The 26,569-nt window shown below is 65.8% G+C and carries 23 protein-coding genes; 9 read left to right on the plus strand and 14 right to left on the minus strand.

Annotation, left to right across the window (positions count from 1 at the left end):
* A complete protein-coding gene (locus ACLJEU_RS18780) occupies positions 1 to 789 on the minus strand; it encodes a phosphatidylinositol-specific phospholipase C/glycerophosphodiester phosphodiesterase family protein (RefSeq protein WP_414659974.1) in 789 nt (262 codons plus the stop codon).
* A gap of 90 nt (positions 790 to 879) precedes the next feature.
* Here ACLJEU_RS18780 and ACLJEU_RS18785 point away from each other — a divergent pair, with 90 nt between their 5' ends.
* Both ACLJEU_RS18785 and ACLJEU_RS18790 read left to right on the plus strand, forming a co-directional pair.
* Positions 880 to 2,238: an alkaline phosphatase family protein gene (locus ACLJEU_RS18785; protein ID WP_414659973.1), complete on the plus strand. Its 1,359-nt coding sequence runs from the start codon at positions 880 to 882 to the stop codon at positions 2,236 to 2,238.
* 114 nt (positions 2,239 to 2,352) lie between these two features.
* Positions 2,353 to 5,151, plus strand: coding sequence for a LamG-like jellyroll fold domain-containing protein (locus tag ACLJEU_RS18790; RefSeq protein ID WP_414659972.1), 2,799 nt, complete (start codon positions 2,353 to 2,355; stop codon positions 5,149 to 5,151).
* 101 nt (positions 5,152 to 5,252) lie between these two features.
* Here ACLJEU_RS18790 and ACLJEU_RS18795 read toward each other — a convergent pair whose 3' ends face one another.
* From ACLJEU_RS18795 to ACLJEU_RS18810, 4 genes are all read right to left on the minus strand, one after another.
* On the minus strand, positions 5,253 to 6,827 hold the full coding sequence (locus ACLJEU_RS18795; RefSeq protein ID WP_414659971.1) for a hypothetical protein: 1,575 nt from the start codon (positions 6,825 to 6,827) through the stop codon (positions 5,253 to 5,255).
* Positions 6,828 to 6,961: 134 nt separating this feature from the next.
* Positions 6,962 to 8,296: an ABC transporter permease gene (locus ACLJEU_RS18800; protein ID WP_414659970.1), complete on the minus strand. Its 1,335-nt coding sequence runs from the start codon at positions 8,294 to 8,296 to the stop codon at positions 6,962 to 6,964.
* A 245-nt stretch (positions 8,297 to 8,541) separates the two neighbouring features.
* The gene (locus ACLJEU_RS18805) at positions 8,542 to 9,447 is read right to left on the minus strand and encodes an ABC transporter ATP-binding protein (protein ID WP_414659969.1); all 906 of its coding nucleotides are present in this window, start codon (positions 9,445 to 9,447) and stop codon (positions 8,542 to 8,544) included.
* Between the two features lie 22 nt (positions 9,448 to 9,469).
* Positions 9,470 to 9,853 (minus strand): GntR family transcriptional regulator, encoded by a 384-nt coding sequence (locus ACLJEU_RS18810; RefSeq protein ID WP_414659968.1) that lies wholly within the window; start codon positions 9,851 to 9,853, stop codon positions 9,470 to 9,472.
* Positions 9,854 to 9,946: 93 nt separating this feature from the next.
* Here ACLJEU_RS18810 and pyrR point away from each other — a divergent pair, with 93 nt between their 5' ends.
* The 6 genes from pyrR to tsaE all read left to right on the plus strand — a co-directional run bounded on the left by pyrR (position 9,947) and on the right by tsaE (position 15,079).
* Positions 9,947 to 10,492 carry a bifunctional pyr operon transcriptional regulator/uracil phosphoribosyltransferase PyrR gene (pyrR, locus tag ACLJEU_RS18815; protein WP_414659967.1) on the plus strand — a complete coding sequence of 182 codons (546 nt, stop codon included), beginning with the start codon at positions 9,947 to 9,949 and terminating at the stop codon, positions 10,490 to 10,492.
* A gap of 16 nt (positions 10,493 to 10,508) precedes the next feature.
* Positions 10,509 to 11,453 carry an aspartate carbamoyltransferase catalytic subunit gene (locus tag ACLJEU_RS18820; RefSeq protein ID WP_414659966.1) on the plus strand — a complete coding sequence of 315 codons (945 nt, stop codon included), beginning with the start codon at positions 10,509 to 10,511 and terminating at the stop codon, positions 11,451 to 11,453.
* 47 nt (positions 11,454 to 11,500) lie between these two features.
* A complete protein-coding gene (locus ACLJEU_RS18825; RefSeq protein ID WP_414659965.1) occupies positions 11,501 to 12,802 on the plus strand; it encodes a dihydroorotase in 1,302 nt (433 codons plus the stop codon).
* A gap of 69 nt (positions 12,803 to 12,871) precedes the next feature.
* Positions 12,872 to 13,702, plus strand: a complete 831-nt coding sequence (locus tag ACLJEU_RS18830) for a CPBP family intramembrane glutamic endopeptidase (RefSeq protein ID WP_414659964.1) — start codon at positions 12,872 to 12,874, stop codon at positions 13,700 to 13,702.
* A gap of 4 nt (positions 13,703 to 13,706) precedes the next feature.
* Complete coding sequence (locus tag ACLJEU_RS18835) at positions 13,707 to 14,636, plus strand: thiamine-phosphate kinase (protein WP_414659963.1); 930 nt, start codon at positions 13,707 to 13,709, stop codon at positions 14,634 to 14,636.
* 11 nt (positions 14,637 to 14,647) lie between these two features.
* Positions 14,648 to 15,079, plus strand: coding sequence for a tRNA (adenosine(37)-N6)-threonylcarbamoyltransferase complex ATPase subunit type 1 TsaE (tsaE, locus tag ACLJEU_RS18840; RefSeq protein WP_414659962.1), 432 nt, complete (start codon positions 14,648 to 14,650; stop codon positions 15,077 to 15,079).
* Positions 15,080 to 15,139: 60 nt separating this feature from the next.
* Here the strand turns inward: tsaE and ACLJEU_RS18845 are convergent, their stop codons facing one another.
* The 9 genes from ACLJEU_RS18845 to ACLJEU_RS18885 all read right to left on the minus strand — a co-directional run bounded on the left by ACLJEU_RS18845 (position 15,140) and on the right by ACLJEU_RS18885 (position 25,707).
* Positions 15,140 to 17,140 carry a hypothetical protein gene (locus ACLJEU_RS18845; protein WP_414659961.1) on the minus strand — a complete coding sequence of 667 codons (2,001 nt, stop codon included), beginning with the start codon at positions 17,138 to 17,140 and terminating at the stop codon, positions 15,140 to 15,142.
* 179 nt (positions 17,141 to 17,319) lie between these two features.
* Positions 17,320 to 19,302: an outer membrane protein assembly factor BamB family protein gene (locus tag ACLJEU_RS18850; protein WP_414659960.1), complete on the minus strand. Its 1,983-nt coding sequence runs from the start codon at positions 19,300 to 19,302 to the stop codon at positions 17,320 to 17,322.
* Between the two features lie 93 nt (positions 19,303 to 19,395).
* Positions 19,396 to 20,769: a sensor histidine kinase gene (locus ACLJEU_RS18855; protein ID WP_414659959.1), complete on the minus strand. Its 1,374-nt coding sequence runs from the start codon at positions 20,767 to 20,769 to the stop codon at positions 19,396 to 19,398.
* A gap of 15 nt (positions 20,770 to 20,784) precedes the next feature.
* The gene (locus ACLJEU_RS18860; protein ID WP_414659958.1) at positions 20,785 to 21,936 is read right to left on the minus strand and encodes a TonB-dependent receptor; all 1,152 of its coding nucleotides are present in this window, start codon (positions 21,934 to 21,936) and stop codon (positions 20,785 to 20,787) included.
* Between the two features lie 156 nt (positions 21,937 to 22,092).
* Positions 22,093 to 22,425, minus strand: coding sequence for a DEAD/DEAH box helicase family protein (locus ACLJEU_RS18865; protein ID WP_414659957.1), 333 nt, complete (start codon positions 22,423 to 22,425; stop codon positions 22,093 to 22,095).
* A gap of 203 nt (positions 22,426 to 22,628) precedes the next feature.
* Positions 22,629 to 24,020, minus strand: coding sequence for a sigma-54-dependent transcriptional regulator (locus ACLJEU_RS18870; protein WP_414659956.1), 1,392 nt, complete (start codon positions 24,018 to 24,020; stop codon positions 22,629 to 22,631).
* A gap of 151 nt (positions 24,021 to 24,171) precedes the next feature.
* Entirely contained in the window at positions 24,172 to 24,801 is a 630-nt protein-coding gene (locus ACLJEU_RS18875; RefSeq protein WP_414659955.1) for a hypothetical protein, read from the minus strand.
* A complete protein-coding gene (locus tag ACLJEU_RS18880) occupies positions 24,798 to 25,169 on the minus strand; it encodes a hypothetical protein (protein WP_414659954.1) in 372 nt (123 codons plus the stop codon). Before ACLJEU_RS18880 ends, ACLJEU_RS18875 begins: the two co-directional genes overlap by 4 nt.
* Positions 25,159 to 25,707 carry an RNA polymerase sigma factor gene (locus tag ACLJEU_RS18885; protein ID WP_414659953.1) on the minus strand — a complete coding sequence of 183 codons (549 nt, stop codon included), beginning with the start codon at positions 25,705 to 25,707 and terminating at the stop codon, positions 25,159 to 25,161. Before ACLJEU_RS18885 ends, ACLJEU_RS18880 begins: the two co-directional genes overlap by 11 nt.
* 223 nt (positions 25,708 to 25,930) lie before the next feature.
* Between ACLJEU_RS18885 and ACLJEU_RS18890 the strand changes: the two genes are divergently transcribed.
* Complete coding sequence (locus tag ACLJEU_RS18890) at positions 25,931 to 26,560, plus strand: hypothetical protein (RefSeq protein WP_414659952.1); 630 nt, start codon at positions 25,931 to 25,933, stop codon at positions 26,558 to 26,560.
* The last annotated feature ends 9 nt before the right edge of the window (positions 26,561 to 26,569 follow it).

Below are 26,569 nucleotides of genomic sequence, written 5' to 3' on the forward strand. Positions count from 1 at the left end.
CTAACGGCTGCGTTCGACCAGGAACCGCTGCAACCCGGCGAGGTCGTCGGTCCCGATGAGGTCGACACCCGCCTCGAGCAGAACCGTCCACGCTTCAGGCCGATCCGGAGTGTTCCAGAAGCGCACTTTCCGGCCCTGACGGTGCGCCCGCTCGACCCAGGACTGCAGCGCGGTGCGATCGGCCGCGGGGATCGGTCCCTGCCAGTTCCATTTGAAAGCCTTCCTCCAGTTTTCACTCACCCAGGGCACCAGCGCGGCGGGCGGATTCGTATCCAAATCGTCGGCACGACCGTCGACGGCGGCATAGCGCACGGACTGCGCCGCGATGTCGTTCACGGCGCGGTTGCCCGACACCACGACGGTGACCGCGCCCGGCACCACCACCCCGGCCCGGATGCTCGTGAGCATGTCCGCATATGCAGTCAGCACCGCATGCAGGGCCGCATACGTCGCGGCCGCCTCGGACTTCACGTCGATCAGCAACACGAACGACGGTTGCTGGGGAAACACGCGGCCGCCGTTGCGCCGCACACGTTCGCGTAGCGGATCGAGGTACAGCGCGGACAGCGTGCGTTCGGACTTCACATCCTTGCGGTCGTGCGCCACGAGCAGCCGGCCCTCGACGAGATAGATGTCGGCCTCGACGTTGCAGAAGCCGCGCTCGAGGGCATCGAGCAGCGGCCGGGCGTGCTCGTAATCGTTGTGGGCGTGGGCGCGCGGCTGCGGCGCAATTTCGGCGGCGAAAACCGGCAGCACGATCAACAACAGGAGGGGGTAAATGCGTCGCACGCCCCGTTCTGTCGCGGCCCAGGGCGCGTTTCAAGCCGCCGTGCATTTCCGCTCGGCATTGCGCCCAAAGCATCACGAGATGGCAGCCTCATGCGCGCGCTCGCTTTCCTCGCCCTCGTCGCCTTCGTCACCCCGTCCCTGTCCGCCGCCAACGCCGATCGCCACGTGGTGCTCGTGACGATCGACGGTTTTCCGGCCGACCTGTGGCGCGACCCCACCCTTCCTGTTCCGATTCTGCGCCAGCTGGCCGCGGACGGTGCGGCGGCGGACGCCATGACCGTTTCCAATCCCTCGATCACGTGGCCGTGTCATACCACGCTCGTGACGGGTGCCACGCCGCAGAAGCACGGCGTGCTCTTCAACGGCCTGCTCGTCCGCCAGGGTCCGGGCAAGCCGCCGAAGATCGAACCGTGGGTCGACAAGGCGAAGCTGGTGTTCATTCCCACGCTCTACGACGCCGCGCACGCCGCCGGGCTCACCACGGCGGAGTCGGACTGGGTCGCGGTCACCCGCCCGGGCACCATCACCTGGAGTTTCGGCGAGATTCCGGAACCGGACAGCCAGGTCGTGAAGGAGATGCTCGCGGCCGGCCTGATGACGGAGCAGGAGCTCGGGTGGATGCGACCGGGTGGCGAACGCAAGAAAACGATCTGGCGTGACAACCTCTGGACGCGCGCGGCCGCGTACATGTTCAAGCAGCACAAGCCCAACCTGCTCATGTATCACACGCTCAACAGCGACGGCATCCACCACCGATACGGGCCGAACACGGATCCGAGCTACACTGCGCTCGCGTACGCCGACCGGCTCCTCGGCGATCTGATTCGCGCGGTCGACGAGAGCGGCCTGCGTGCAAAAACGACGTTCATCGTCACGACCGATCACGGCTTCAAGCCCGTGACCCACTTCGCCTATCCGAACGTCGTGCTCAAACAGGCCGGCCTCATCAAGGCGGCGGGGCCGAGCGTGACGCACTGCGATGCCTACACGATGACCCAGGGCGGCATCGCTTTCGTCTACGTGCTCGATCCCGCGCGGAAGGCCGAACTGATCCCGCGGTTGAAACAACTCCTCGCCGGCGCCGAAGGCGTGGAGCGCGTCATCGATGCGAACGAAGCGCACTCGCTCGGCATGCCAACCCCCGCCGAAAACCAGGGCATGGGCGAATTGATCCTGTATCCCAAGAAAGGATATTCGTTCAACGCCGGCGTCACGGGCGAGGCCGCTGCCGGACCGTCGATCAACTACGCCGGCTCGCACGGCTACTTCAACGGCGACCGCGAACTCGAGGGCATCTTCATCGCCAGCGGGGCCGGCATCAAGAAAGGCGTGCACCTCGGCCGTATCCGGAACGTGGATGTCGCGCCCACCATCGCGCGGCTGCTCGGGTTGTCGCTTCCCGCCGCTGAAGGCACCGCACTCGAGGCGATCTTGGAAAACGACCGATAGGCGATCTCGCGCTCGTTCGCGGGCAGGTACGAACGGCGGGCGGCGGCTGCCGTACGCACTACTGCGTATAGAGGTTTGACCCCAGGCTGTGGTAACATCGAACTTCGATTACCCATGTACGCCAAATCCATGTTTCGACGTTGGTTCGCTTCCGGCGCAATGCTCGCCGTTTCCCTTTTCACGCCCCTCGCCGTTCACGCCCAAGCCCAGTTTGCCGGCACCTATATCGGCACGATCAACACCCGCGTCACCGTGCCGATCGTCGGCACGATTGAATCGAGTGCTGGCGCATACATCGCCACCGTCACGGCGGATGGCGCGATCAACGTGTCCGGGCTCTTCACCGGCACGGTTTCGGCCAGCGGCGCGGTGACGTTCTCGACGGGCGCGGGCCTCGCCACCCTCGGCGTGCGCACGGCCACGATTGCGAACAACCAGCTGAGTTCGGCCTATGGCGATGTCCTCGGCAACGGCACGACGCAGTTTCGTCTCAACGCCAGTTCCTCGTTCACCGCGGCCCCGGGTGGCGGCGGCGGAGGCGGAGGCGGTGGGGGTGGTGGCGGCGGCGGCACGACGGGCGGCGATCTGTTGGCGTACTATTCGTTCAACGATCCGAGCAATCTGCTGAGGGACGACTCCGGTCGCGGTTTCACGCTCTCGCCGGTCAACGGCGTCGTCAGCAGCACGACCGGCCGGATCGGCGCCGGTGCACTGCGGACCAACGGCGTGCGGTTGCGCGCGCTGGTGAACAGCACGTTCAGCGCGAGTGCGATGACGATCTCGGCGTTCGTCCGCCCGACCGGCCCCGGCAACTGGAACCCGCGCCTGGTCGCGGTCGGTTTCCCTGGCCAGTCCGCCCACTACTATGGCCTTTTCCTCGACGGCCTCACCGCGTCGCGCCGCGTCGCCTTCCTGGCGAACACGCAAATCGCCCAGCAGATCAACAGCACGGGCCGGATCAACAACGACACCTGGGTGCATGTGGTCGCGACGTTTGAAGCCGGCACGCTGCGCATCTATCGCGACGGCCAGCTCGACAGCACGACGAACACCGGGCGCGCGCTGACGCCGTTCGCCTCCGCGATGATGATGATCGCAGGCTCGGACAACGGCCTGGATCTTTTCCAGGGCGATCTCGACGAAATCCGCATCTACAATCGCGCGCTCACCGCCGCGGAAGTCACGACGTTGAACACGGGCGGCTCCGTCGGCACCGCCGCGACCGGCACGAACACCGTCGCGGCGATCGCTCCGACGGTCATCGCGTCACCCGTCAATCTCACCGGCTACCGCAACCGCGTCGGCCAGGCCTTTGAATTCGTCGTCACTGGCGCCAGCGGCGGCGCGGTCTGGGGCAGCGACATCTATACCGATGACTCGAGCGTGGCCCGCGCGGCGGTTCACGCCGGCGTCATCGCGGTCGGCGAAACCAAGACCGTCACCGTCACGATTCTACCCGGCCAGGGCAGCTATCCGGCGAGCACGCGCAACGGCATCACGACGTCCGCCTGGGGCGCGTGGGGCGGCAGCTTCTCGTTCGCCGGCTCGTCGGGCACGGCGTTCACCACCACGGCGGCGGCAGTCGTGCCGACGCTGCCGGCCGACTATCGCGCGCCTTCGCTCAACGTCGTCCTCGGCGGCCGCTTCGTGCTGCCGATCTCGGTCACCGGCACCGGCCCGTTCACGTATCAGTGGTTCCGCAACGGCACGCTGATCACCGGCGCGACGAGCAATCCTTACATTCTGGATACGGTCACTGCGGCCGCCGCCGGAACTTACACTGTGCGCGTGACGAACCCCGCCGGCGTGCAGACCTTCACCGCGGGCACGCTGACGGTGCCGGCCACCGCGGCCGCGCCGCAGATTGTGCTGCAGCCGTTCGACAAGGTCGTGTCACCTGGCGGCACGTTCGCGCTCGCCACCGCCGCCGTCGGCAACGGCATCGCGTACCAGTGGCTCCGCAACGGCACCGTCCTCGCGGGCGAAACCGGCGCGATCCTGCTGCGGCAAAACGTAAACGCCGCCGACGCCGGCCAGTATTCCGTGCGTCTCACGGGCGGCGGCTCCACCGTCACCACCTCGGCGGCCACCGTCACGTTGAACCCCGACGCCTCGCGCCTCGGCAATCTCTCCGGCCGCATCGCAATCGGCGGCAGCGACAAGGTCATTCCGGCGCTGTTCATTTCGGGCGTTGGCAAGAAACGCGTCCTGATTCGCGCGGTCGGTCCGGGGCTCGGTGCTTTCGGCGTCGGCGGCACGATGCCGGATCCGAAGTTCGAAGTCTACGACGGCAACACCAAGATCGCCGAGAACAACGACTGGGCCGCGAGCGTCGCCCCGGTGGCCGCGGCCGTCGGCGCGTTCAACCTGCCCGCCAGCAGCCGTGACGCCGCCGCGGTGCTGGAACTCGAAGCCGGCAAGGGCTATTCGATTCACGTCTTCAGCAACAACAATCAGGGCGGCATCGTGCTCTTCGAAGTGTACGACGCCGGCAACGTCACCGGCGCAAGCAAGTTCACCAACGTTTCGGTCCGCGGCCCCACGGGCAGCGGCGACGCCACGCTGATCCTTGGCCTCAACATCGCCGGTCAGGGCAAGCGCACGCTGCTCACGCGCGGCATCGGCCCGCAACTCGCGGCCTTTGGCGTCTCCAACACCATTGCGGATCCGCGGCTCGAGATCTTCGACAGCAACAACCGCGGCGTGCTGGCGAACAACGACTGGAACAGCGCCGACTTCGTGACCGAGATGCTCACGGCGCGCGAGTTCGTGGGCGCGTTCGCCCTCGACGGCGGATCGGCCGACGCCTCCACGCTGGCCCTGCTGGATCCGGGCAGCTACACGATGCAGATCACCGCGGGCAGCGGCACCGCGAGTGGCGAGGCGCTCGTGGAGATCTACGAGGTCCCGTAAGCGGATCGTCTCTTAGTAGCTCGGAAGTAATCTCGCGGCCGGCTTCGCTGAAGCCGGCCGCTTTCTTTTGCCGGCGGCCTCGCCGTCACGATCGCTCGCGATCACTTCTCCGCCACTTGAAACGATGGCGTCTGCACCTCGCGCACCACAATCGCCTCCGTTTCAAACGACGCCCGCCCGAGGGTGTAACGTTCGTCCCATCCCGGAGCCGGCACACCGACGCCGTCGCGCATCACGCCAGGAATTCTCGCGCTCAACTGGACCGTGCGCAGGCGGACCCCGTTGATCAACAGATCGGGCGGGCCGCGTTCCACGCCGACTAACGCGTGAAACTGTCCGGCGCCCCGATGCAGAAGGACAAAGCCTTGTTTTCGCTCGGCGACCGGCGCTCGAAACCACAAGCCTCTGGCCATCCGCGCCCGGACCATTTCAATCCACGGACTCGGTGTCGTTTCGAGGAGCCGAACCGTTCGCCCCGCCAGCTGGGCATCGCTGTTTGTTGGCTTCAAGGAGTCGACTGCCACGATCCGGACGCCCCACCCGGAACCCGTTTTCCAAGCGCTCGGCGCAACCGGCATTTCAAAATGGAGAGTAGCCCGCAAGAGTTCCAACCAGAGCGTCGCAGCATAAGCCGGCGGTTCGGTCCGCATGCGAGCGACAACGGACGGCCGGAGCTGAGCGGAGGTCGCCAGCCACGCCCGATCCCCTTTAGGCATCGGCACGGACACGCCGTTAAGATTCTCCCTGCGCGCCTCCAAGGCGCGGTGCGTCTCGGGATCACTCCACGGATCGAACAGCTTCAAACCATCTAGGCGCAGGTCATGTTCACCGCTGCCGACCAGATGCTCGGACCACTCGGTGGAAAACTGATCACCAAATCGCCAAACCTGTTTCGCGCCGAGACCCGTCAGCCAGACTCCCGCAGGGACGCCTTCGATCAGAAACCGGGTTTCAATCAGCTGGCGGCGAAGGACGTCGAGCTCACCGGGTCGCGCCGGAGGGAGGGGATCCGACACCGCTGTTTCCAGTCGAGCCTGAACGGTCGCCCCGCGCTCCGGCCGGAAGACCTCGGGTTCCGTGGCTAGGAATGTTCGGGGCCAGCGGCTGACAACCACCAGCCCGATCAGAAGCACGACGGCCGCTCCCGCCAGCCACAGGCCGCGGCGGCGAACGAGGAACTGCGTCACGATCACCGCGGAAAAGACAAGTCCGACCACCCCCGCGCCCAGGATCTGACGTGACAGTAGCAACGGACCGCTGCGCTGAAGAAACGACGTCGAGCTCCCGAAGCTGGCCCCGACCACGATGAAAACGGTCAGCAGAACCAGACTCCAGAGGAGTGCTCGCGAAACCGAGTCGGTTAACACTGCCACGAGAGCCGCGGGAACGGTGAGCACTGCGCCCATCGCCCACCACTCCACGACCGCAAGACTCATGTCACCGGCGCTGAACCCGCACCGCCACCACCATGGCAGCAGCACCGCCAACGGCAGGACCCCGAGGACAAAGGCGATCGCCACCAGCTTGGAGGCCAGCAAGGGGAGCCGCCCAATCGGACGCGTCAGCCAGAACGCCTGCGTTCCCACCACGGGATCGGACTGCATCACCAGCAGCGCGAGCACATAGGCCACCACGGCCTGCAACAGCGTGAAATAGTCCTGAAACACGTCCAGCAACCCGCGCCGCGTCGCGTCGTCGCCCCAAAAAAGAGTCGACGCCGCCACACTGGGCAACGCCACGACCGCCAGCCAGCCGGCCAGCCACGCACGCAGCGACCGCAGATCTTTCACCACCCAATGCCCGATCATTTTCATGGTCGCCTCCGTACGGGTGTCACGGGCACTTCCAGCGGCCGCTCGATGACGCCATCGCGTTCGATGCGGACTTTCACGATCACGGCATCCTTGAGCCAGGTCTCGTCCGTCCGCGCGGACCGGAGATAGATCCGGCGGAAGTGCGTCACCTGATGGTTCAAGGCCACTCCGCCCAACTCGCTCGGATTGAGCATTTCGGCCTGACCCTGCGCACGATTGACGAGGAGCAAGACGTCGACCCACCGCCGCTCGCGCTCGGAGTCACGTTCGGGATTGAGCGAAGCCGACGTCGACGAAACGAGATCGAAATCGCGCTCCTCGACCACCAGCGCCCGCTCCCAGCCGCCTGGCGTTTCAACGGAAAGCACGCGCAGCCAGCCCGACGGCGAGGTCATGGTCGCACCGGCTTCCGGTGAAAACTCGCCCACGATCTGCATCCGCCCCAACCAGAGCTGTACGAATCCCGCCAAACTTCCTTCAGTCGGCTCGCGGTCCAGCCACTGCGTCGAGCGTCCGTACTGGCTGAAGAGGATATGATCCGTCACCCGACCGAGCACCAGGTCGCGCGCAGCCGGCTCCCAACCCACGCCCGAAGATAAACGGACGGGAACGCGCTCGCCGCTGTCCGGAGTGAAATCCAGCCATCCTCCCGCGGGCGCGGGAAAGCGGCCATCGGCCAACGGTGTGGGAGTCACCTTCACCCTCAGATTCACCTGCAGGCTATACTTTTCCCGCTTGCCCACCCGCTGAGTCGCGATCCTCGCGGGCTCGACGGCCAGAGCGATCGCCGCCGTTTCCTTCCCTTCACTGGATTGTGACTTCCGGCCGAGCGGAAGAAGCGGCATCCCGACCACGCCGAGCGCCAACAGTGGCAGGCACCCCGCCAACAGGAGCCGCGATCGCACATGACGACGCGTCCAATATTGGTGTATCAGGACAGTGGCGACCAGGGTCCAGGCCAGCCATGGCTGGAACGAAACGGAAAACGAGCGCTGCGCCGCCGGCACGCCGGCAAAGTTGAACACCAGCGCCACCGCCAGCGTCGAGAGGAACCATCCGACGACGCACGCCACCGCGGCGAAGACCACCTGCGCCAGCGTGCGGGTCAGGGTGGCGAGCATGATCCCGAGCGCAGCCGTAAATCCATAGGCCTCAGCCAGCCCGCCCAGCGCCACCGGGACCGGGCCGCCCGTCACGCCTCCCACCCGCGCGAGCACTCCGATCAGGACGACCGGCGCGATGACAAACAGGATCGCCGCGGACGTAACCTTTGACGCCAGCATCCGCCCGCGCCCGATGGGCCGGGTGAGCCAGAAGCCGTCGGTGCCCACCACGGGATCCTCGAGCACCAGCGCGGCCGTCAGCAGAAATCCCAGGACGTGGAGCACGCCGGTCACCATCGGCGTCCAAACCCGCATCACCGCGAGCCAGCCGACCACATCCGGCGGCACGCCCTCCACGCCGCCGGGCGACGCGAAGCGGAACCAACTGGTCGCCGCCACCACGCAGGCCAGCCAAAAACCCGCGGGCGCGATCATCCGCCGGAGGTCCTTGCGGACCACATGCCAGAACCGACTCATGCCGACGCCTCCGCCGGAAGATTGCGGCTGGCGCGCGCCAGCACCATGAAGATCTCGCGCAAGCCGAGCGACTGGACCGACACCGCCGTGGTGCCAAAGTGTTCGCGGTACTTCCGTTCGCTCTCGTTTCCGTCAAAGCGGGTTTCGACAAAACGCGTGAGTCCGCCCGCCACCTCCAGTTCCAGCCATCCGGGTGCCGCGGCCACCGCGGCGCGCGCGCCCGTCACCTCCACCCGCCGAAAGCGCGCCTGCAACGACTCCGTGGTTTCGTTGAGCTGCAGCCGGCCGGCGTCGAGGATCGCGACGCGGTCGGCCAGCCGCTCCACCTCCTCGATGTCGTGCGACGAGACGAGCACCGTCCACTCGCCCAAGGCCGACACCTCCAGCACGCCCCGGATGAATTCATCGCGCACCAGCGGATCAAGCCCGCTGAACGGTTCGTCGAGCACGAGCAGCTTCGGGCGGTACGCGAGCGACGACAGCAATGCGGCCTTCATTTGCATGCCGCGCGACAGCTGCGAGAGTTTGCGCGACTCCGGGAGGGCAAACTGCCGCAGCAGAGACGCCTCGAGCGCGCGATCCCAGGTCGGATACAGCGGCCGGCAGAAGTCGAGAAACTGCCGCACCGTCATCCACAGCGGCTGCTGTTGGTTTTCGGATACGTAACCGATCTGCGCAAACTCACGCTCGCCGAACCGGCGCGAGTCGACGCCCAGCACGCGGGCGCTTCCGGCCGTCGGGGCCAGCAGATTCATGAGGAGCTTCAGCGTGGTGGTCTTACCCGCGCCATTCGATCCGAGCAGCGCAAAGACACTGCCCTCCGGCACGTGCAGGGTGAGATCGTGCACCGCCTCCATTTTTCCGAACCGTCGGGTGAGCGCCTGAGTTTCGATGATGTTCATGGGTGTGGGAGTTCGAACCGGTTCACTTGCCGCCGAGTTTCTTCCAATGCGCGGCCACCGCCGCCTGCACGTCCTCCAGGCCGAGCCCGAGCTTCTTTGCCTCAACCACCAGCCACTCGACCTCGGGCCCGAGCAATTCCGTGCGCTCCTTGCGACCGCCGGGCTCACGTTCGGCAACAATGCTTCCGACCGCCGGCGTGGTCACGAGGACGCCTTCCGTGACCAGCGCCGCGATCACCTTGTGCGCCGTGTTCGGATTCACGCGCAGTTCCTGGCTCAAGACCCGGACCGAAGGAAACCGATCGCCCGGGCGGAGCTGACCGGCCACGACCGCTTTCTTCACCGCAAACAGGATCTGCTCCGCCACCGGCAGGCCAGGTTTCAGTTCGATGGAGAACGGGAGCACACTGTCCTAGTCGCACTAGTACGGTTAGTACGGCAAGCTCTTTTTCCAAAAAAGCCTTCCCTCCCCGGATTTCAGCGGTCACAAACGGCTCCGGTGCCCACCGCAAAAACGATTGGTTCCGGTGAAATCAAGGCTGCGATCAAGCGGCTCGCTGATGCCATTTCCAGCCGCCACGCTGCGCCGGAAAACCTGCTCCTCCTCGGCATTGCCAACGGCGGTATTGAACTGGCCCGGCGGCTCGCCCGCCTGCTCAAGGCCCGGGCCGGCACGCTCGACATCTCGTTTCACCGCGACGACATCGGCCGGCACCCGATTCCAAAGGAGTTCGCGCCGACGCATATTCCAGCCGATGTCCAGAACGCCACGATCATCCTGATCGACGACGTGCTGTTCTCCGGGCGCACCGTGAAGGCCGCACTCGAGGAGCTCTTCGATCACGGCCGGCCGTCGAAGGTCGAGCTGGCCGTCCTCGTCGATCGCGGCGGCCGAAGACTGCCGGTGGCAGCGGACTACGTTGGCATCGATCTGTTCACGTCCGCAGAGGAAAAGATTGTCGTCGCGCTCGACGCCCGGCACCCGAAGCACGATGTCATCCGGGTCGAACCCGCCGGAACCCCCGGCACAAAATCAGCCCGTTAACCCCGGAATTTCCACGATGCCCTGGACCCGCCGCCACCTGCTCACGCTCGAGGAACTTTCGCTCGCCGAGATCGAACAAATCCACGCGACCGCCGTCGCTTTCAAGCGCACGATGAAGCGGAGCGTGCGCAAGGTGCCCGCGCTGCGCGGCAAGACGATCGTCAATCTCTTCCTTGAACCCAGCACCCGCACGCGGATGGCCTTCGACATGGCCGCCAAGCGCCTGAGCGCCGATGTCATTTCCCTCGACGGTTCCAGCAGCAGCACGACGAAGGGCGAGACCCTGCGTGACACGGCCCAGAACATCCAAGCGCTGCAGGCCGACATGATTGTGATTCGGCACGCCGCCGCCGGCTCGCCGCTGTACCTTTCGCGCATTCTCGACATCCCGGTGATCAACGCCGGTGACGGCGCGCACGAGCATCCGACCCAGGGTCTGCTCGACACCTTCACGATGAAGGAGCACCTCGGCAGCCTGAAGGGCCGCAAGGTTGTCATCCTCGGTGACATTCTGTTCAGCCGCGTCGCGCGCTCGAACATCCACGCGCTCACCAAAATGGGCGCGGCCGTCACGCTCGTCGGTCCCGCCACCCTGGTCCCGTCCTGGTTCACCGAGATGGGCGTGAGCGTCTCGCACGATTTGAAATCCGCGCTCGCCGACGCCGAGGTCGTGATGCTGCTCCGCATTCAGCACGAGCGGCAGGCGTCGGGGCTGTTTCCCTCGCTGGGCGAATACACCAGCAGTTTCGGTCTGAACAAGACGCGTGCGTCCTGGCTCAATCCAAAGGCCATCATCATGCACCCCGGCCCGATCAACCGCGGCGTCGAGATCGACAGCGAGCTCGCCGACGGTGATCGCAGCGTGATTCTCGAGCAGGTGACCAACGGCATCGCCGTGCGCATGGCCGTGCTTTACCTGTGCTCCGGTGGAAAACCTGAAAACGTGATGCCGGCCGAATGAGGCCGCCCGCCGCCCACGCGCCCCAGGGACTTCTCTAACGAATCATCATGTCCTCACTTTGGATCAAAGGTGCCCGCGTCATCGACCCGGCCGCGAAACGCGACGAGGTCGGCGATCTCTTTGTCCGCGACGGCAAATTCGTGGCGTCACTGCCGGCGGACGTGAAACGCCGCGCCATGAAGATCGACGCCCGAGGCCTCGTTGCCTGCCCGGGTCTGGTCGACATCCACGTGCATTTCCGCGAGCCCGGCCAGACCCACAAGGAGACAATCGGCACGGGTTCCCGCGCCGCCGCCGCCGGCGGTTTTACGACGGTGGTGTGCATGCCGAACACCTCGCCCGTCGCCGACAACGCCGGCACGATTCAGCTGATCAAGGATGTGGTTACGCGCGATGCGGTAATCCGCGTTTACCCGACCGGCTGCATCACGGTCGGGATGAAGGGCCAGACCCTCGCCCCGATCGGCTCGCTCAAGCGCGCCGGCGTGGTTGCGATTACCGACGACGGTGACTGCGTCCAGTCGAACGACCTGATGCGCCGCGCGGTGGAATACGCCCGGATGTTCGACCTGCCGGTGATGGATCACTGCCAGGATCATTCCATGACCCAGGGCGCGGTGATGAACGAAGGTGTGATGTCAACGCGCCTCGGCCTGCGTGGCTGGCCGCACGCCGCGGAGGACCTGATCGTCGCGCGCAACGTCATCCTTTCCGAATACACGGGCGCGCACATTCACCTGCAGCACATCTCGTCGAAGTTCTCCGTCGACGTCATCCGCCGGGCCAAGCAGCGCGGCGCGCGCATCTCGGCCGAGGCCACGCCGCATCACATCGCGCTGACCGACGACGCCCTCGCGACCTACGACACGAATTTCAAGATGAACCCGCCGCTGCGGACCGAGGACGACCGGCGCGCGCTGATCGACGGGCTGCGCGACGGCACGCTCGACATCATCGCCACGGATCACGCGCCGCACACGGATTACGAGAAGGACAAGGAATTCGACTTCGCGCCCAACGGTATCCTGGGACTGGAGACGGCGCTGGCCGTGACACTTGAGGTCCTCGTGCGCCAGAACAAGTTCAAGCTGCCCTACGTCATCGACCTGATGACGCGACGGCCGGCCGAGCTCATCAAACTTCCCGGCGGCACCCTCGCGGCGAGCCAGGAGGCGGACATCTGCGTCTTCGATCCCGACGAGAAGTGGCGTTACGACGCCAAGGCGGGCTTCAGCAAATCGAGCAATTCTCCCTGGTCCGGCCAGACGCTGACGGGTCGCGTCAAAACCACCGTGGTCGCCGGTCGCGTGGTCTTCGACCAGGGCAAGATTGTCGGAAAGCCGCTGTAATCCCGGGCGCCGGCGTTCGCGGCAGGCGAACCACCTTGCGCGCCGCCGGACTTCGCGTGGACTGACCGCATGTCCGAACGTGTTTCCACCCTCGCCGCCAGCTTCGAGCTCGGCCTCGCCCTGACGGGGGCGGTGCTGTTGTGGCGGATTGTGCTGCGACCCGCCGCGCGGGAAACCCAGCCCGCGCCGGCTCTGGCGCCGTGGGACATCAAGATCACGGACTTCCTGATGTTCATCCTGTTCGTCATCGGCGGCACGCTCCTCGCCGCGGCGATCGCCAGCGTGATTGGGAAGCAGCTGCAGCTGCGCGGTGACGCCGTCACGATCGTCAACGGCGCCGGTTCACAGCTGGGCATGCTCGCGGGTGTCCTGTTGTTTCACCGCCGCCCGGGCCGTCCACCGGAGGCAGCTGAACCCAAAGCCCCGGGGGTGTTCAGCTCCGGCGCGGCCACGTTTCTCATCTCGCTGCCGATCGTGCTGGTGGCGTCGCTGGCGTGGGCGTTCATCCTCAAGACCTTCGGCCTGCCAACGGAGCGGCAGAATCTCATCGCGATGTTTGCGAACGCCGACTCGATCTGGTTGTTCGCGATCATGACGTCGCTCGCGATCCTCATCGCGCCACTGACCGAGGAGCTGGTCTTTCGCGCCGGCTTCTACCGTTACCTGCGCACGCGGATCCCGCACTGGGCGGCGGTGCTCACGCCCGCGCTCTTTTTCGCCACGCTCCACGTCAACTGGCCGACGCTGGAAGGGCTTTCGAGTCTCGTGCCACTCGTCGTCCTCGCGGTGATGTTCTCGCTGGCCTATCAACGCACCGGTCGCATCGGGACCGCGATTGTGGCGCACGCGATTTTCAATCTGAACACGATCGTGCTGATCGTGGCGGGAGTCGGAGTCTAGCGCCGTGAACCCATTCACATCGCGTCATCTCGACTCCGTCGGCGCCTGGGGAGAGGAGAAACTCATCCGGGCCATCCGCCGCTGGCTCGGCAACACGTCGCCGAAGTCGCCATTCGGGATCGGCGATGATTGCGCTGTGCTCCCGGCGTCACGCGGCCGGCAACTGATCACCGTCGATCCCGTGGTGTACGGCCGGCATTTCGACGCGACCGTGCCGGCATCAGCCGTGGGCGCAAAACTACTGAAACGAAACCTCAGCGACCTCGCCGCGATGGGCGGACGCCCGGTGGCGGCCGTGCTGGCGCTGACTTTGGACGCGCGGGTCAGCCGGCACTGGCTCGCCGCATTCTACCGGGGCCTCGCCGCATCAGCGCGTCGCCACCGGGTTTCCATCGTCGGCGGCGATATCGCGCAGGCGGACGGAGTCGTCGCCGCGAGTCTCACGCTCCTCGGCGAAGCCGCGGGCGCACGCGTACTCACACGCACGGGCGCGGCGATCGGCGACCGCATTTATGTGACCGGCCGGCTGGGCGGCAGCCTCGCGAGCGGACATCACTATCGGTTTTCGCCGCGCCTCGCCGAAGGCGCGTGGATCGCGCGCCGTCCGGAAGTGCGCGCAATGATGGATGTGAGCGACGGCCTCGCCAAGGACCTGCACGCGCTCACGCCCCGCGGGGCCGCTCCGGCCATCACCGCCGACGCGCTGCCCCGACGTGAGGGCGTCTCGGTGCGCGCGGCCCTCACCGACGGCGAGGATTACGAACTTGTTTTTGTGGTGTCACAGCGGGCCGAGGCCGCGGCGTTTGCCGCTGCATGGCGTCGCGCGTTTCCACGGACACGCCTCAGCTGCGTCGGCCATTTCGCGCCGGCGCTCGGGCTGCCGGCCGACGCCCTCGACCTGGCCGGGTACCAGGGTTACGAGCACCTGCGCTGAAACGTTACGCCATGACGATCTGGGACACGCTTCGTACCGGCATCACCACCCGCACCGCGGCGGAAACACGGGCGCTGGCCGCAGAGCTGGCGCGCGCCCTGCCGCCGGATTCGACACTCGCATTGCACGGCGACCTCGGCGTGGGCAAGACCACGTTTGTGCAGGGACTCGCACGCGGGCTCGGTATCCGCGATGCGGTGACGAGCCCGACGTTCAACATCTTCACGCTGCATCGGGGACGGACGAACCTGCTTCATCTCGACGCCTACCGCCTGGAGAGAGCGGAGCAGGTTGAGGATCTCCTGCTGGGTGACTTCATGATTTCACCGTGGTGCCTCGCGGTGGAATGGCCCGAGAAAATCGCCGGCTGGCTGCCTGCGACCACGCTGCACCTGGAGCTCGGAATCGCGCCGGACGAGCGGCACACGCTGAAACTGTGCTAGCGCGCCGGAATCCGGGCAAAAAAAGAAGCGCGTTTTTCAACGCGCTTCGTGGCTTTCGGTTCAGCTCGCGGCAGGTGCCGGCGGCTCGGTGGGATTGCCCTGCTCGGCGGCAGGTGCCGGACTTTCCGCCGCGGGGGCGGACGGAGCCGGAGTTTCCACCGCGGGCGGGGCCTCGGGGAAGTTTTCCGGATCGTGCTCCTCGTTCTCGATTTCCTTTTTGCGCGCCTCGACCATCGGCGGCGGGGCAAAGAGCCGGCCGTCGATAAACTCGGTCACGTAACCCTCGCGCACGAGCCACATCAGATCGCCCTGCAAACGAGAGAGCTTGGCGCGCTCGTCGATCGACAAGGTGATTTCGACTTTGGGTGACTCGACCGGGGCCGGAGCGGCGTCGCCCGCCTGGGCGGCATCTGCCGGCGTGGCGGCGGACTCTGCCGGCTTGGCCGGAGCAACCGCGGCAATCCCGAGGAACTTCGGCGCCAGCTCGCTCGCCCGCACCATCGGATTGACTTCGATGAACGAAATGAGCGCGCCGATGCTGTCGGCGAACGTCTGGCCGGGAATGCGGAACTTGCGTTTCACGGCGCACACGTACGACACGCCCTTCGAACCCTTCTTGAAGATGGTGAAGTGCTCACGACGCAGCCGACCGCGAAGGGCGTTGGCTGTATCCAATGGGAAACGACGCTGGCGCTCGAGCGCGCCTTCAACAGCCGCGCGGATTTCTCCGGGAGGCATGGATTCGGCGATCTTGCCGTGGAAACGGGCGTTCTCCGTCGTGCGGACAACTTTGTCCCGGGACTGAGTGAGCAGGTAAACGCGGGCGTCCTCGAGCGAATCGAAGGTCGGGGTCGTCGAAAGCGCGGGCGCCGTGGCTTCGGCTGGAGCCGGAGCGGCGACATCGACCGGCGCGGCGTCGGCGACAGGCGCCGCGACTTCGGCCGCCGGGGCGACCGGACTCGGGGCGGCACCGGGGACGGCGAGTTTCCACGAGTAACGCGTGGTCTTCTTCATCTTCGTCAACCACTGGGTGACGATTTCGGGATCTCGCACGGTTTCGATCCGGCTGCGAAACGCCTCGTAACCCATCCGCGATGCCACCTTGGCCGCGTAATGCTGCTGCACGATTTGCGTGTAGCGGTGATAATTCGGCGGCCCGAGCAGCTCGCCCGTGATGCCGCAGCGGTTAATCACCAAGTAATTCCCCTTCGGCGGATCGATCTCGACCTCGGCCGTCTCAAAAAACTTGTCGAGGTGCTTGCTAAGAACGTGCGCCACGGCCGCCTCGTCGCTCTCGAACGGGATCCCGTCCGGAACCGAAATATGAAACAACGGCTTTGGCGGCTTGACCGCGGGCGCCGCGGCGGCGTCCGCTGCCCCGCCCTGCGGCGGACGCGAGTCGGAGGAATCGGCTCCCGCCGACTTGTGGGCCACGACCACCACGAAGCGATCTGTCTTCGCGACAACCGTGCGCGCAATCTCGAACAACTCAACGGTCCGGCAGGACTTCCGGATCGTCTGCACGAGCGTGTTGAAGCTGGTGTCCTCGGGATAGAAGGTGACGGCGTAGTACGGGCTGTCGTACGGGCCCCGCTCCTGCGGCGCACCGCGACCACCATATCCACCTTGTGCATACCGCTGACCGCCACCGGCACCGCCGCCGCTGTAGCCACCTTCGCGCCGCGGGCCGCCGCGATAGTCTCCACCACCACCGGCACCACCGCCACCCGCACCCTGCGGACGCCGGTCGCCGGAATAATTCCGTCGCTCGCCACCACCGCCGGGAGATCCGCCCGCTGGTGCGGCCGCACCGCCGGTGTTGTCCGGACCCGAGGGACCGGCCGGACGACGAAAGGCGCGACGGTCGCGTTGACCGGGCATTCCTCCGCCCGGACCATCCCGTCGATCGTCACGCCGCGGACGATCGTCGCCGTCGCGTCGGTCGGACGAGGAGGGCTTCTCCTGCGACCACTGCGTGCCGAAGCTGAAGCCCTGCAGCTGGCTCAAATCGAGTTTGTTGAAATCCGCTGGCGGATTCTCCTTGGGGGCGTTGTCGTCCATGTAGTCCGGGAAAAGCGGGTGGTTACCCGCGTGGTTAGCTGAGTGTCTATTACGCGGTCGTAAGCGCTCGGCAGTCTCAGCGCCCACGGGGCAGTGGCAAGCAGTTTCCCGGTTTCCCCAGACCTTTCGGTGAGACCCGGTAAACCGGGAATTTCCCTAGAATCGGCCCAAAGTTCGGGCTAAGGCAGGACGTACACCTCGACCATGGCCTCGCCCGAGGTCCCGCCGACGCCGGAAATTTGAATCGTATACTCGCCCGGCAACGCATCGAACACCATGGCACTGTCGAGACTCGCCTCCGACAGCGGAAACGCCGCCACCGTCGCCGCGGCCCCGGCCAGATCGCCCTTCGACAGGCCGTCCCCCACCCAACCGGCATTCGATCCAAGCGAGACCGCGCCGCGGAAGATTTCCATGCGTGGCCGGGCCAGAACCCCCGGCACGCCAAACTGTGCCAGCCCCGGACCAATGCCGCGCAGCAGCAGCCGCATCGACCCGGTCCCGCTCACGACAACTCCGGCAATCAGGAAATTCGCCCCGGTTCCGACCTGACCGCGCGTGGAGAGATTGATGATGCGGCCCGTCGAATCGCCGGCGCGGGCATCGTACACTTCAACGAGCGCGACGCCTTGCCCGCCGTTCGCGGCACCGACGTGGGCCGTGTAGGATCCCGGCGGCAACGGCAGCGGAATCATGGCGGCATCACGGCTGCCCGGCACCAGCGGAAACGCGCCCACGCCCGCCGCGGTGTCGGCCAGGGAGAATCCCGACACGTCGTCATTCGGCAGCCAGTTGTCATTCGCCTGCAGTGAGACCTGCCCCGAATAGATTTCCAGCTTGGGATCCGGAACAAAGCCCGCGAAGCCCAGTTGCCCCAGCCCGGGCCCGACCGCCCGCACCATGTATGCGCGACCGGAGGCAGCGGCGCCCTGCACGACAAACCCCGCCACCAGACTGTTGGTGCCGCCAGCCTGGGCCCGCGTGGCGATGTTGACCAGCCGACCGCCGGTATTCGTCAATACGATACGCGCCGAATGCCGCGCATCACGATGAAACGACGGCCAGCTGGAAAAGGCCGACAGCGGCGAACCGTTGCCGGCGAGCTTGTAAAGGGCGCCGTCAAACGACCCGACGTAAATCGCCCCGTCCGGCCCGATCACGGGCGACGATTCGATGAGATTGTCGGGACCGGTCTTCGTATCGAACCGCCATTTCTCGGTGCCATCGGCCGGCAGGAGCGCCCGAACAACGCCGCTGTCGGCACCAAAGATAATCGAGCCGTCGGCCCGCACCGCCGCCCCTGAGATGGAGCCGGAGCCGATGTCCGCCTTCCAGCGCAGCCGCTCCTCGGCGTCGCCCGGACGCAGCGCGTAGAAACTGCGATCGGCGGCGAAATAGATCGTGCCGTCGGCCCCAAGCGTGGGCGACGCATCGATCGGGCCGTTGGTGACGTAGTCCCACCGCTTCGTGCCATCGGGGGTGATCGCGTACAGTCGCTGATCGCGCGAGCCGACGTAGATCGTGCCATCCACGCCGATGGCCGGTGATGAAAAGATCACGCCGTTGGTCGCAAACCGCCACTTCTCCTGCCCCGCCGGCGTCACCGCGTAAAGATTCCCATCGTTCGAGCCCACGTAGATCGTCCCGTCCACGCCCACAGCGGGCGACGAATCGATCCAGCTCCCCGTGGAGAAATTCCAGCGGGCGACGCCCGTGGGCGCAACCGCGTGCAGCACGCCATCCGTGCCACCGACGTAAATCGTGCCGTCACTGCCAATCGCCGGGGAACTGCTGATGAAGCCGCCGAGCGTAATCTCCCACAGGCTCGCGCCCGTGGCCGGGTTGAGGGCGTAGAGTTTTCCATTGCCGGCACCGATGTACACCGTGCCATCGGGACCGACGGCAGGCGACGACTCCACGGGATCGGACAGGACGCGGCCCAACTGGCCCCAGCGCGAGCTGCCGTCGCGCGTGGACAGCGCGACGATCCGGCCGCCGCCCGTGCTCGTTTCGACCCCGACATAAACCGTCAGGCCGTCGGGACTGAGAGCCGGCGACGACAACGTCACAAAGCCTCCGACCGAGGATCGCCAGAGCCGCTCTCCGTCCTGCTGCGCGAAGGCCGGAGAAATACCGGCCGCCACCACGATGACGGCAAGCATCTGCAGTCCCATCCGGCAACGCCTCGAGCGGATGAAGGAATCAGCGGCAAACGCCCGGATGTATGAGCGGAAAATTCGCAGGCAGCGCTCGAATCATGCCTCGGGCCTCAACACAAGACGGAAGCACGTGCCGCGTGCGTCGCTGCGCACCAATTCGAGCCGGCCCGCAGCCTGTTGCGCGAGCTGGTGGCTGAGCGCCAGACCGAGACCACTGCCCCCGACTTTGCTGCTGGCACAGGGTTGGAAAAGTCGCGCCTTCACCGCGTCCGGCAGGCCTGAGCCGCCATCCTCGACCAGAAACTCCACCTCGCCGCCCGCACTGGCGCGACCGGTCAGCGCCACGGTTCGACCTCGCGGCGTCGCTTCGAGCGCATTCTGCAGCAGATTGCGCAGCACCAGCGTGACGAGATTCGCCCGCCGGCCCGGCACGGACAACTCCGGCGTCGCGTTCACCGTCAGCTTCACGCCGCGTTCATCGGCTTCACGCTGGACCTTGGCGAGCACCACTTCGGCGATGTCGGCGCAGGTGAGTTCAAACTCGGCGCTCGTCTGCTCATCGCGCAACACGCCGACCACGTCGTTGACCATGGTGCGCAGACGCCGGGTGAGCTCGGACGCCGCGGCGAGTTCGCCGCCGCCATTCTCGGGGCGCAAACCGTTCTCGGCCTGACCGGCCACAATCGACTCCAGGCCGGCGAGCGGATTTTTCAGCTCGTGCATCAGATGCGCGATGACGGTGCCAAGGGCAGAGGTTTTCGCCGCCAGCACCAGTTCGCGATTCGCCCGCAGCAAGTCCTCGCTCCGCGCCCGCAGCTGCCGGTTTGCCACGTCGAGCCGCCGGAAGGCCCAGCTCAAGGCCACCACAATCACCACGGATCCCACCAGCCAGGCGACCGCGGCTTGCAGCCAGATCCGGCGGTCGTGTTTCGCCAGGTCGCCGGTCAGGACATCGCCACGCATCCAGCATTGCGCGACGCCCAACAGCGTATCCGAACCCTTGCGACGCAAGGGCACCCAGGCCTCGAACGCCGGGTCGTTCGGAGAAATCCCAATCAGCTCCGCGCTTTGCTCCTCGGATAGTTCCGCATGGAGGCGTCCGATGGACTCACCCCGCACGACGCGGCGCCAGAGTTCCGGCGGGGGAGCGGCGCTCGGTTGCAGCAGCCAGGTGCCGCTCGACCGCGCGTCCATATCGAAAATCTGGAGCCCCAGCACGCCGGCCAGCTTCTGCGTCTTCATCACGGCGACGTACATCGCGGCGGGAACTTCCTCGGCGGCATCGTCGGCCTGCATGGCCACGATGGAGGCGAGGAACTCCGCCTCGCGCCGCACGATCTGCGCATGGAGATCCGCGCGAAGGCGCAGCGTGATCGTCGCCACGACCGCGCCGAAAACAGCCACCGTCACCGCAAGCACACTCAAGTGCGAGAAGCGGCCGGGAGGCAACGAGGCGGCGGTGACGGGCATGACGGAACCCGAGCATCACTTTTCCCAGCTCCAACGCAATCCCAGCAACCCCTCGTTCACCACGTAGGATGCAAACACATCGTTGGACCGGCTGCGCTCCCACGCATAGGAACCGTAAACCGTCCACCGCGGCGTGAGCTTCCGCTCGATATGGACGCTGGCCACATAGTCGTCGGTGATGCGCGCCGGCGGTTCCGTGCCCAGGCCCACCGTCTGCACGCTGAATTCCACACGGCCGGCGGAGCCGCCGATCCGCACCAGCCACGCATCGTTGCGCCACTCCAGATCCTGTCCGATTTTCTGCTCCCGGTAGTTGAAGTAACCGGAGCCGTTGTCGCCGTAATGCAGCCGGTTCACTCGCGTCGAAGTCTGCCAGTGCGCCGCCGCATCCCAAGTCAGGTCGAAGCGCGCCTCGAGATCCCGCTCGGCAATCTTCAGCTTCGTGCCGGCGAGTTCGCGTCCTGCGGCCGAGTACTGCGTGCGCCGATCGAAATCGCGCCAGCGCCGGGCACCGGAGACGCGCACTTCGAGCCAGTCATGACGCCGCCAGCCGAGCGTCGCCACCCCTTCGCCAATGTGTCCGTCGTTGGCCCCGTCGTCATAGCGTTTGCGCTGGCCCACCGCCTGCGCCTCCACCGACCACGCCGGCAGAAAATCCCAGCGCACGACTGGACCAATCATGCCGCCGCGCACCTTGAGCTCGGCCACCCGGCGATCGACGTCCGTGTCGGATACGTCGAAAACCTGATCGTAGTAGTAGCCCGTCACCGGCAGCGAAAGCTTCACGCTTTCTCCCAGACGGTAGGCCGGTTCCGTCCTGACCCAGACTTTCGCGTCGCGATCCGAGGTCTTGGCCGTGAAGTAATGCGTGCCCTCGAACTCGGCAAAGACCATGTAGTCGAACGATCCCTGCGGCACGCGCAGCAAAAGGAATTCCATGCTGCCGCGGGCAAAGGCGCTGCGTTCCTCGCCGGCATGGCTGAGCAGCAGGTTGTCCTTGAATCCGTAGCCGGCTTTCACCGCGACCGACGTACTCCACTTGGGCAATGCGGCCAGAAATTCGGCGATGTCCGGGACCGCGGTACCACCGGCCTGTGCTGCACCGATGTCACCCACCCCGACGAGGGCGCAGCCAGCGATGACGATAAGTCGATTCAGGGTGGTCACAAACAAAGCGGGAAAAGCGGACGAAGATCGTGCGACGACAGACCCCGCCACTCAAGTCATGTTCATGCTTTCTGTTGGACAGCTAAAAGGGCGGCCGCTTGCAGCGACCGCCCTTTGACTGACATTACGCCGAATCGATATTACGCCTAAATTGGTCTAGCGCTTGGCCGCGGCCGCGCGTTGTTTGCGCTGGTCGTCGCGGATCTGTTTGTGGAGCGCGTTGGTCACTTCCTCGAAGGCCTTCTTCTGCGCTTCCATTTTTTCCCGAATCGCCTGTTTTTGCTCCTCGGTCGCCGCCTTCAACTGCTTCGCGAGCGACTCATAGTCCGCGATGAACTGGTCCCGCTGCTTGCTGGCTTCCTCCAGCGCTTTCTTCACATCGGCCGCAGACGTGATCGTCTTCCGCACTTTGTCCTTGGCCGCCACCGCAGCCGCTTTGGCGTCGGCACTCGAAGGCGCCGTCTGCGCCGCACCGACACTGGCACTCAAGGCCAGGCAGGCTACGAGCAGAAACCCATGGGCGGAGGATGTAAGCGACGTGCTCAAGGTGTACCGCCCTCGTTGCACTGGCCGTGCCAACCCCATGCCCCTGCATCTTCTCGCTGCATGGTAATGAGTAATGCCATTCGCGCCCGGTCGGCTAGCATCGCTGGAATGGGGAAAAAAGCCCAAGTCTTACTCATCGACGCGAGTTATTCCCCAATCCTGCCGTTCTCCCGCCCCCCTTTGAGCCGGTAACGCACGACATCGCGGGACACGCCGAGGAGCCGCGCCGCGCCGGAGACGTTGCCATTCGCCTGACGCATCGCGTGCGCAACGAGTTCGTCGATCGCCGCCTCCATCGAGAAGCCGCTTTCGGGAAATACAAAGTCGTCGCGCAGCCACTCCGCACCCGCCCCCGTGCCCGTCGCCACGCCCAAATGACTGAACAAGAGTCCGCGATCGCCGCCGAACACCACCGCGCGCTCAATCTCGTGCGCCAGCTCGCGGACGTTGCCCGGCCAGCGGTGGGCGAGCAGCCGTGCGCGGCCTTCGGCAGGAATGTGCACCGTCTTCAAGCCGTACCGCCGCGTCACGCGGCCGAGCAGTTCGTTGGCGAGGACGATGATGTCGCTGCCGCGTTCGCGCAGCGGGGGCAGGCGGACGCGGAAGAGATCGAGCCGATGCAGCAGGTCTTCGCGGAATTTCCCCGCCTTCACCAGCGCGGGCAGATCGAGATTCGTGGCGGCGATGATGCGCGCGTCCACGGGGATCGGCCGTGACGCGCCGACGCGACGCAGCATATGATCCTCGAGCGTCGTGAGCAGCTTGGCCTGCAGGCCGAGTGCGAGACTGGGTAGTTCGTCGAGGAAGAGCGTACCGCCGTCGGCCGCCTCCATGAGGCCAATCCGCGCGGCCTTCGCATCGGTGAAGGCCCCGCGTTCGTGCCCAAACAGTTCGGCCTCCGCCAGCGCGTCCGGGAGCGCGGAGCAGTTGAGTTCCACGAGCGGTTCGTCGGCACGCGGTCCATGCCGGTGAATCCAGCGCGCGATCGCGGTCTTGCCCGTGCCCGTCTCGCCCTCGATCAGCACCGGCGGCAACGGTCCGCTCAGGCGACGATCAGCCGTCGTGATGCGCGCCAGCTGCTCGCGCACGGCCGCGAGACTCTCGCCAAACACGAGTTCGGTCTGCTGGCCCTTGCGAAACTCGTCGGCGCGTTTCGCCTGCCGCAACCGTCGCGCCTGAGCGAGGCGGACGGGCAGCTCGTCGAGGTCGAACGGTTTCACGAGATAATCCGCGGCGCCCGCACGCAAGGCGGCGACGGCACCGGCGACGCCACCTTCGGCGGTCATCACAATGACATTGGTCGTGGGCGGAAAAAGTTTGTCGCGCAACAGGTCCGTGCCGCGGCCGTCCGGGAGGTTGACGTCGATGACCGCCGCCTCGAACGAACTCCCTGCCAGCGCCTGACGCGCCGCCGCCACCGTGTTCACCGCCGTGACTTCCGCGCCCTCTTTCTCGAGGAAGCCCGTGAGCCGCTTGCGCAGCAGCACTTCATCCTCGAGGAGCAGAACACTGAGTCCGGCAAGCGGAGATTTGGCCATGCGGCCACTGTGGCGTTCGAGGCACGCTGCTCCACTCAATTTTCTGCAGACTCGATCTTACCTATGGATCTGAGATCTGAAATTCAAGATCTCACTGCTCGCCTTGGATCTCAAATTTCAGATCTCAGATCTCAAATTTGAAACCAGAAGCCTACTTCTTCGTCGGCGCCGCGACCCGTTCGATCTGCGGCGCGAGCCGGCTCAGCCGGATGCTCGGATGCGGCGTGGCATCGAAAAGCGCGATGAACTTGTTGCGCCGGAGCGCGAGGAGCGAACGGACCGTCGATTGCTGCGGGGCGTCTAGGGAGTATTCCTTCGTGAGCCACTCGAGTCGCGGATTCACCGTGACCATCCAGTAAATGAACGTGAGCGGGCTTTCCTTCTCCCGCTGGATATCCTCGTCGGACAGCGGCGCGCGATCGGCGAGACGTTTCGCGTCGCGCTCGGCACGCTTCTTCTGGAACTGCCCGAATTTCTCCCGCTGCGCCGGCGTTAGGAGTTGCACGAATTCACGATCGAACTCGGCGTTGATTTCTTCGACGCGGGCTGTGTACGCGATGATCTGCGGCCGCAGCTTTTCGATCTCGGCGACCAGTTTGGCGCGATCCAGCTGACGCCGGCTCTTGCTGTCGGTCGCTGCCGGCATCGCCCTGACATATTCCTGCGCCAGCGCGGCGGGTACCGGCGGCACGGCCTGACTCGGCTCCGTCCAGACGCGGGCGCCGTAGCCGGCAAGGAACACCCCGACCGTCAGCAGTGCGACGAAGAGCCGTTGGGTCATAGCACCCCTGCTTCAAACTCTTCGGCCACCGACACCACCTGCCGCCATTCGGCGAGGTTGCGTTCGTCGGCCGCGTTGACGTTGCGCTGGTGAATGAAAATGACGGCAGCGAGACAGACGGCCGCGGTGACGGCGCTCAGCGCAAACTGGCTGGCGAGTGAAGGCATGTCGGCGGCGGCGCGCGCGGCGCGAAGGACGCGGTCGGCAAACCCCGGCCGCAACTGGCGGGCGGCGGCGGCGTTGAGCTCCTGCCATGTTTCCGCCTGCGGTCCACGAGCGGCCCGCAGCACACGATCGGCGAAGTCGCCCTTGAGCTGCGCGGCAGCGTGGGCGTTGAGCGCGTTCCAGGCGTCTTTTTCAGGTTTCATGATCGGGCTGGTAATGCTCGCGAAGATGTTCCCGGGCGCGGTGGAGGCGAGCTTTCACCGCGGCGACACTGGTACTGAGTGTTTCGGCAATTTCAGCGTGGCTGCGACCTTCCTGCACGAGCGCCAGTAGCGCCCGGTCCTGGGGACGCAACTGGCCGAGCGCATGGCGCAGGGCGTCGAGTTCCTCGGAGCCCACCGCACCGGGCGGCTCCGGAATATTTTCATGCTCCTCCCCGAACGGGAGAAAAATCCGGCGCAGCTTCTGCCGCCGGAGCTGATCGATGCACGTGTTGCGCGCGAGCCGGAAGAGCCAGGACTCGAACTGCGCCGGCGCCTGCAGGCGGTCGAGGGCGCGCACCATTTTGATGAACACCTGCTGCGACAAATCCTCCACGTAATCGCTGCGGCTCGTCATGGCATAGACAAAGCCTGCAACCCGATGCTGGTAGCTGATGATGAGCTCTCGCTGGGCGGCTTCGTCGCCCTTTTGAGCCCGCCGAACCAAATCGGCCAGCGCAGTCGGTGAATTGGATTCCATGCAGCGTGCATTGGTGTGAGCAGCAAGACGCGGGAAACGCCAGAAAGATTCGCCGCTCTGCGGCGCGTCCTTGCATTCATTGCAACCTTCCCCTCGGCTGGGCGTCGAACGAAATCCCATGAAGAATCCGGCGCATTTTCCGAAGTTGTTAACGGTGGTCTCCCTGCTCGGAGGAATAGGACTGCTCGGAGGTTGCGGCTCGGGCTCCACGCCTCGCGATCTCATGCTGGAAGAAGCGTCCAAACAGTCGGTCGAACGCCCGGTCGCCATGCGTGGCGAAGGTGCCTTCCTCGAGGGCAAAATCACGGCGCTCGCCACAGTGAGTCGCGGTTTTGATCGCGGCAACGGCCCCGCCCGCGGCGGCAAGGGCGGAAAAGGCGGACCGCGCGCTGAAGGTGCCTTCGAAGACGGCCGGCGTAACAAGCGCGACGAGGCCGGCGCCTTCACGGAAGTTTACAACATCGGCGGCTATGGCGACTCCGAGGAGGAGCAAAAAGAGGCGATGCAAGATTACATCCGCCAGGCCCGCGCCCGCCGCGCCGCCGGCAGTCCGATGCCGCCCGTCACCCTGCGCGTGCTCTTTGAAAACAAGGGGACCGAGCCGATCGAAATCGAAGTCACCGAGGTCAACTCCGACTTGGGCAACTTTGCCGTGCGTCCGCCCAAACTCACCATCGCTCCGGGCGAAAAGGGCGTGCTCGATCCGATGGTTTCCCAGCTGGGCGTCACCAGCGATGAAATCCCCCTGAAGCTGGCGGTCCGCTCTGGCGGCAAGAAGGAGCAGCAGGTGGTGATCGTGAAAAACGTCATCACCGAATCGCTGCGCAAGGAATTCGAGAAGGCGCAGAAGTAAGACTCCGAC

It is taken from the genome of Terrisphaera buseokensis, assembly GCF_047521145.2.
In the GTDB taxonomy this organism is placed as follows: Bacteria; Verrucomicrobiota; Verrucomicrobiia; order Opitutales; family Opitutaceae; genus ER46.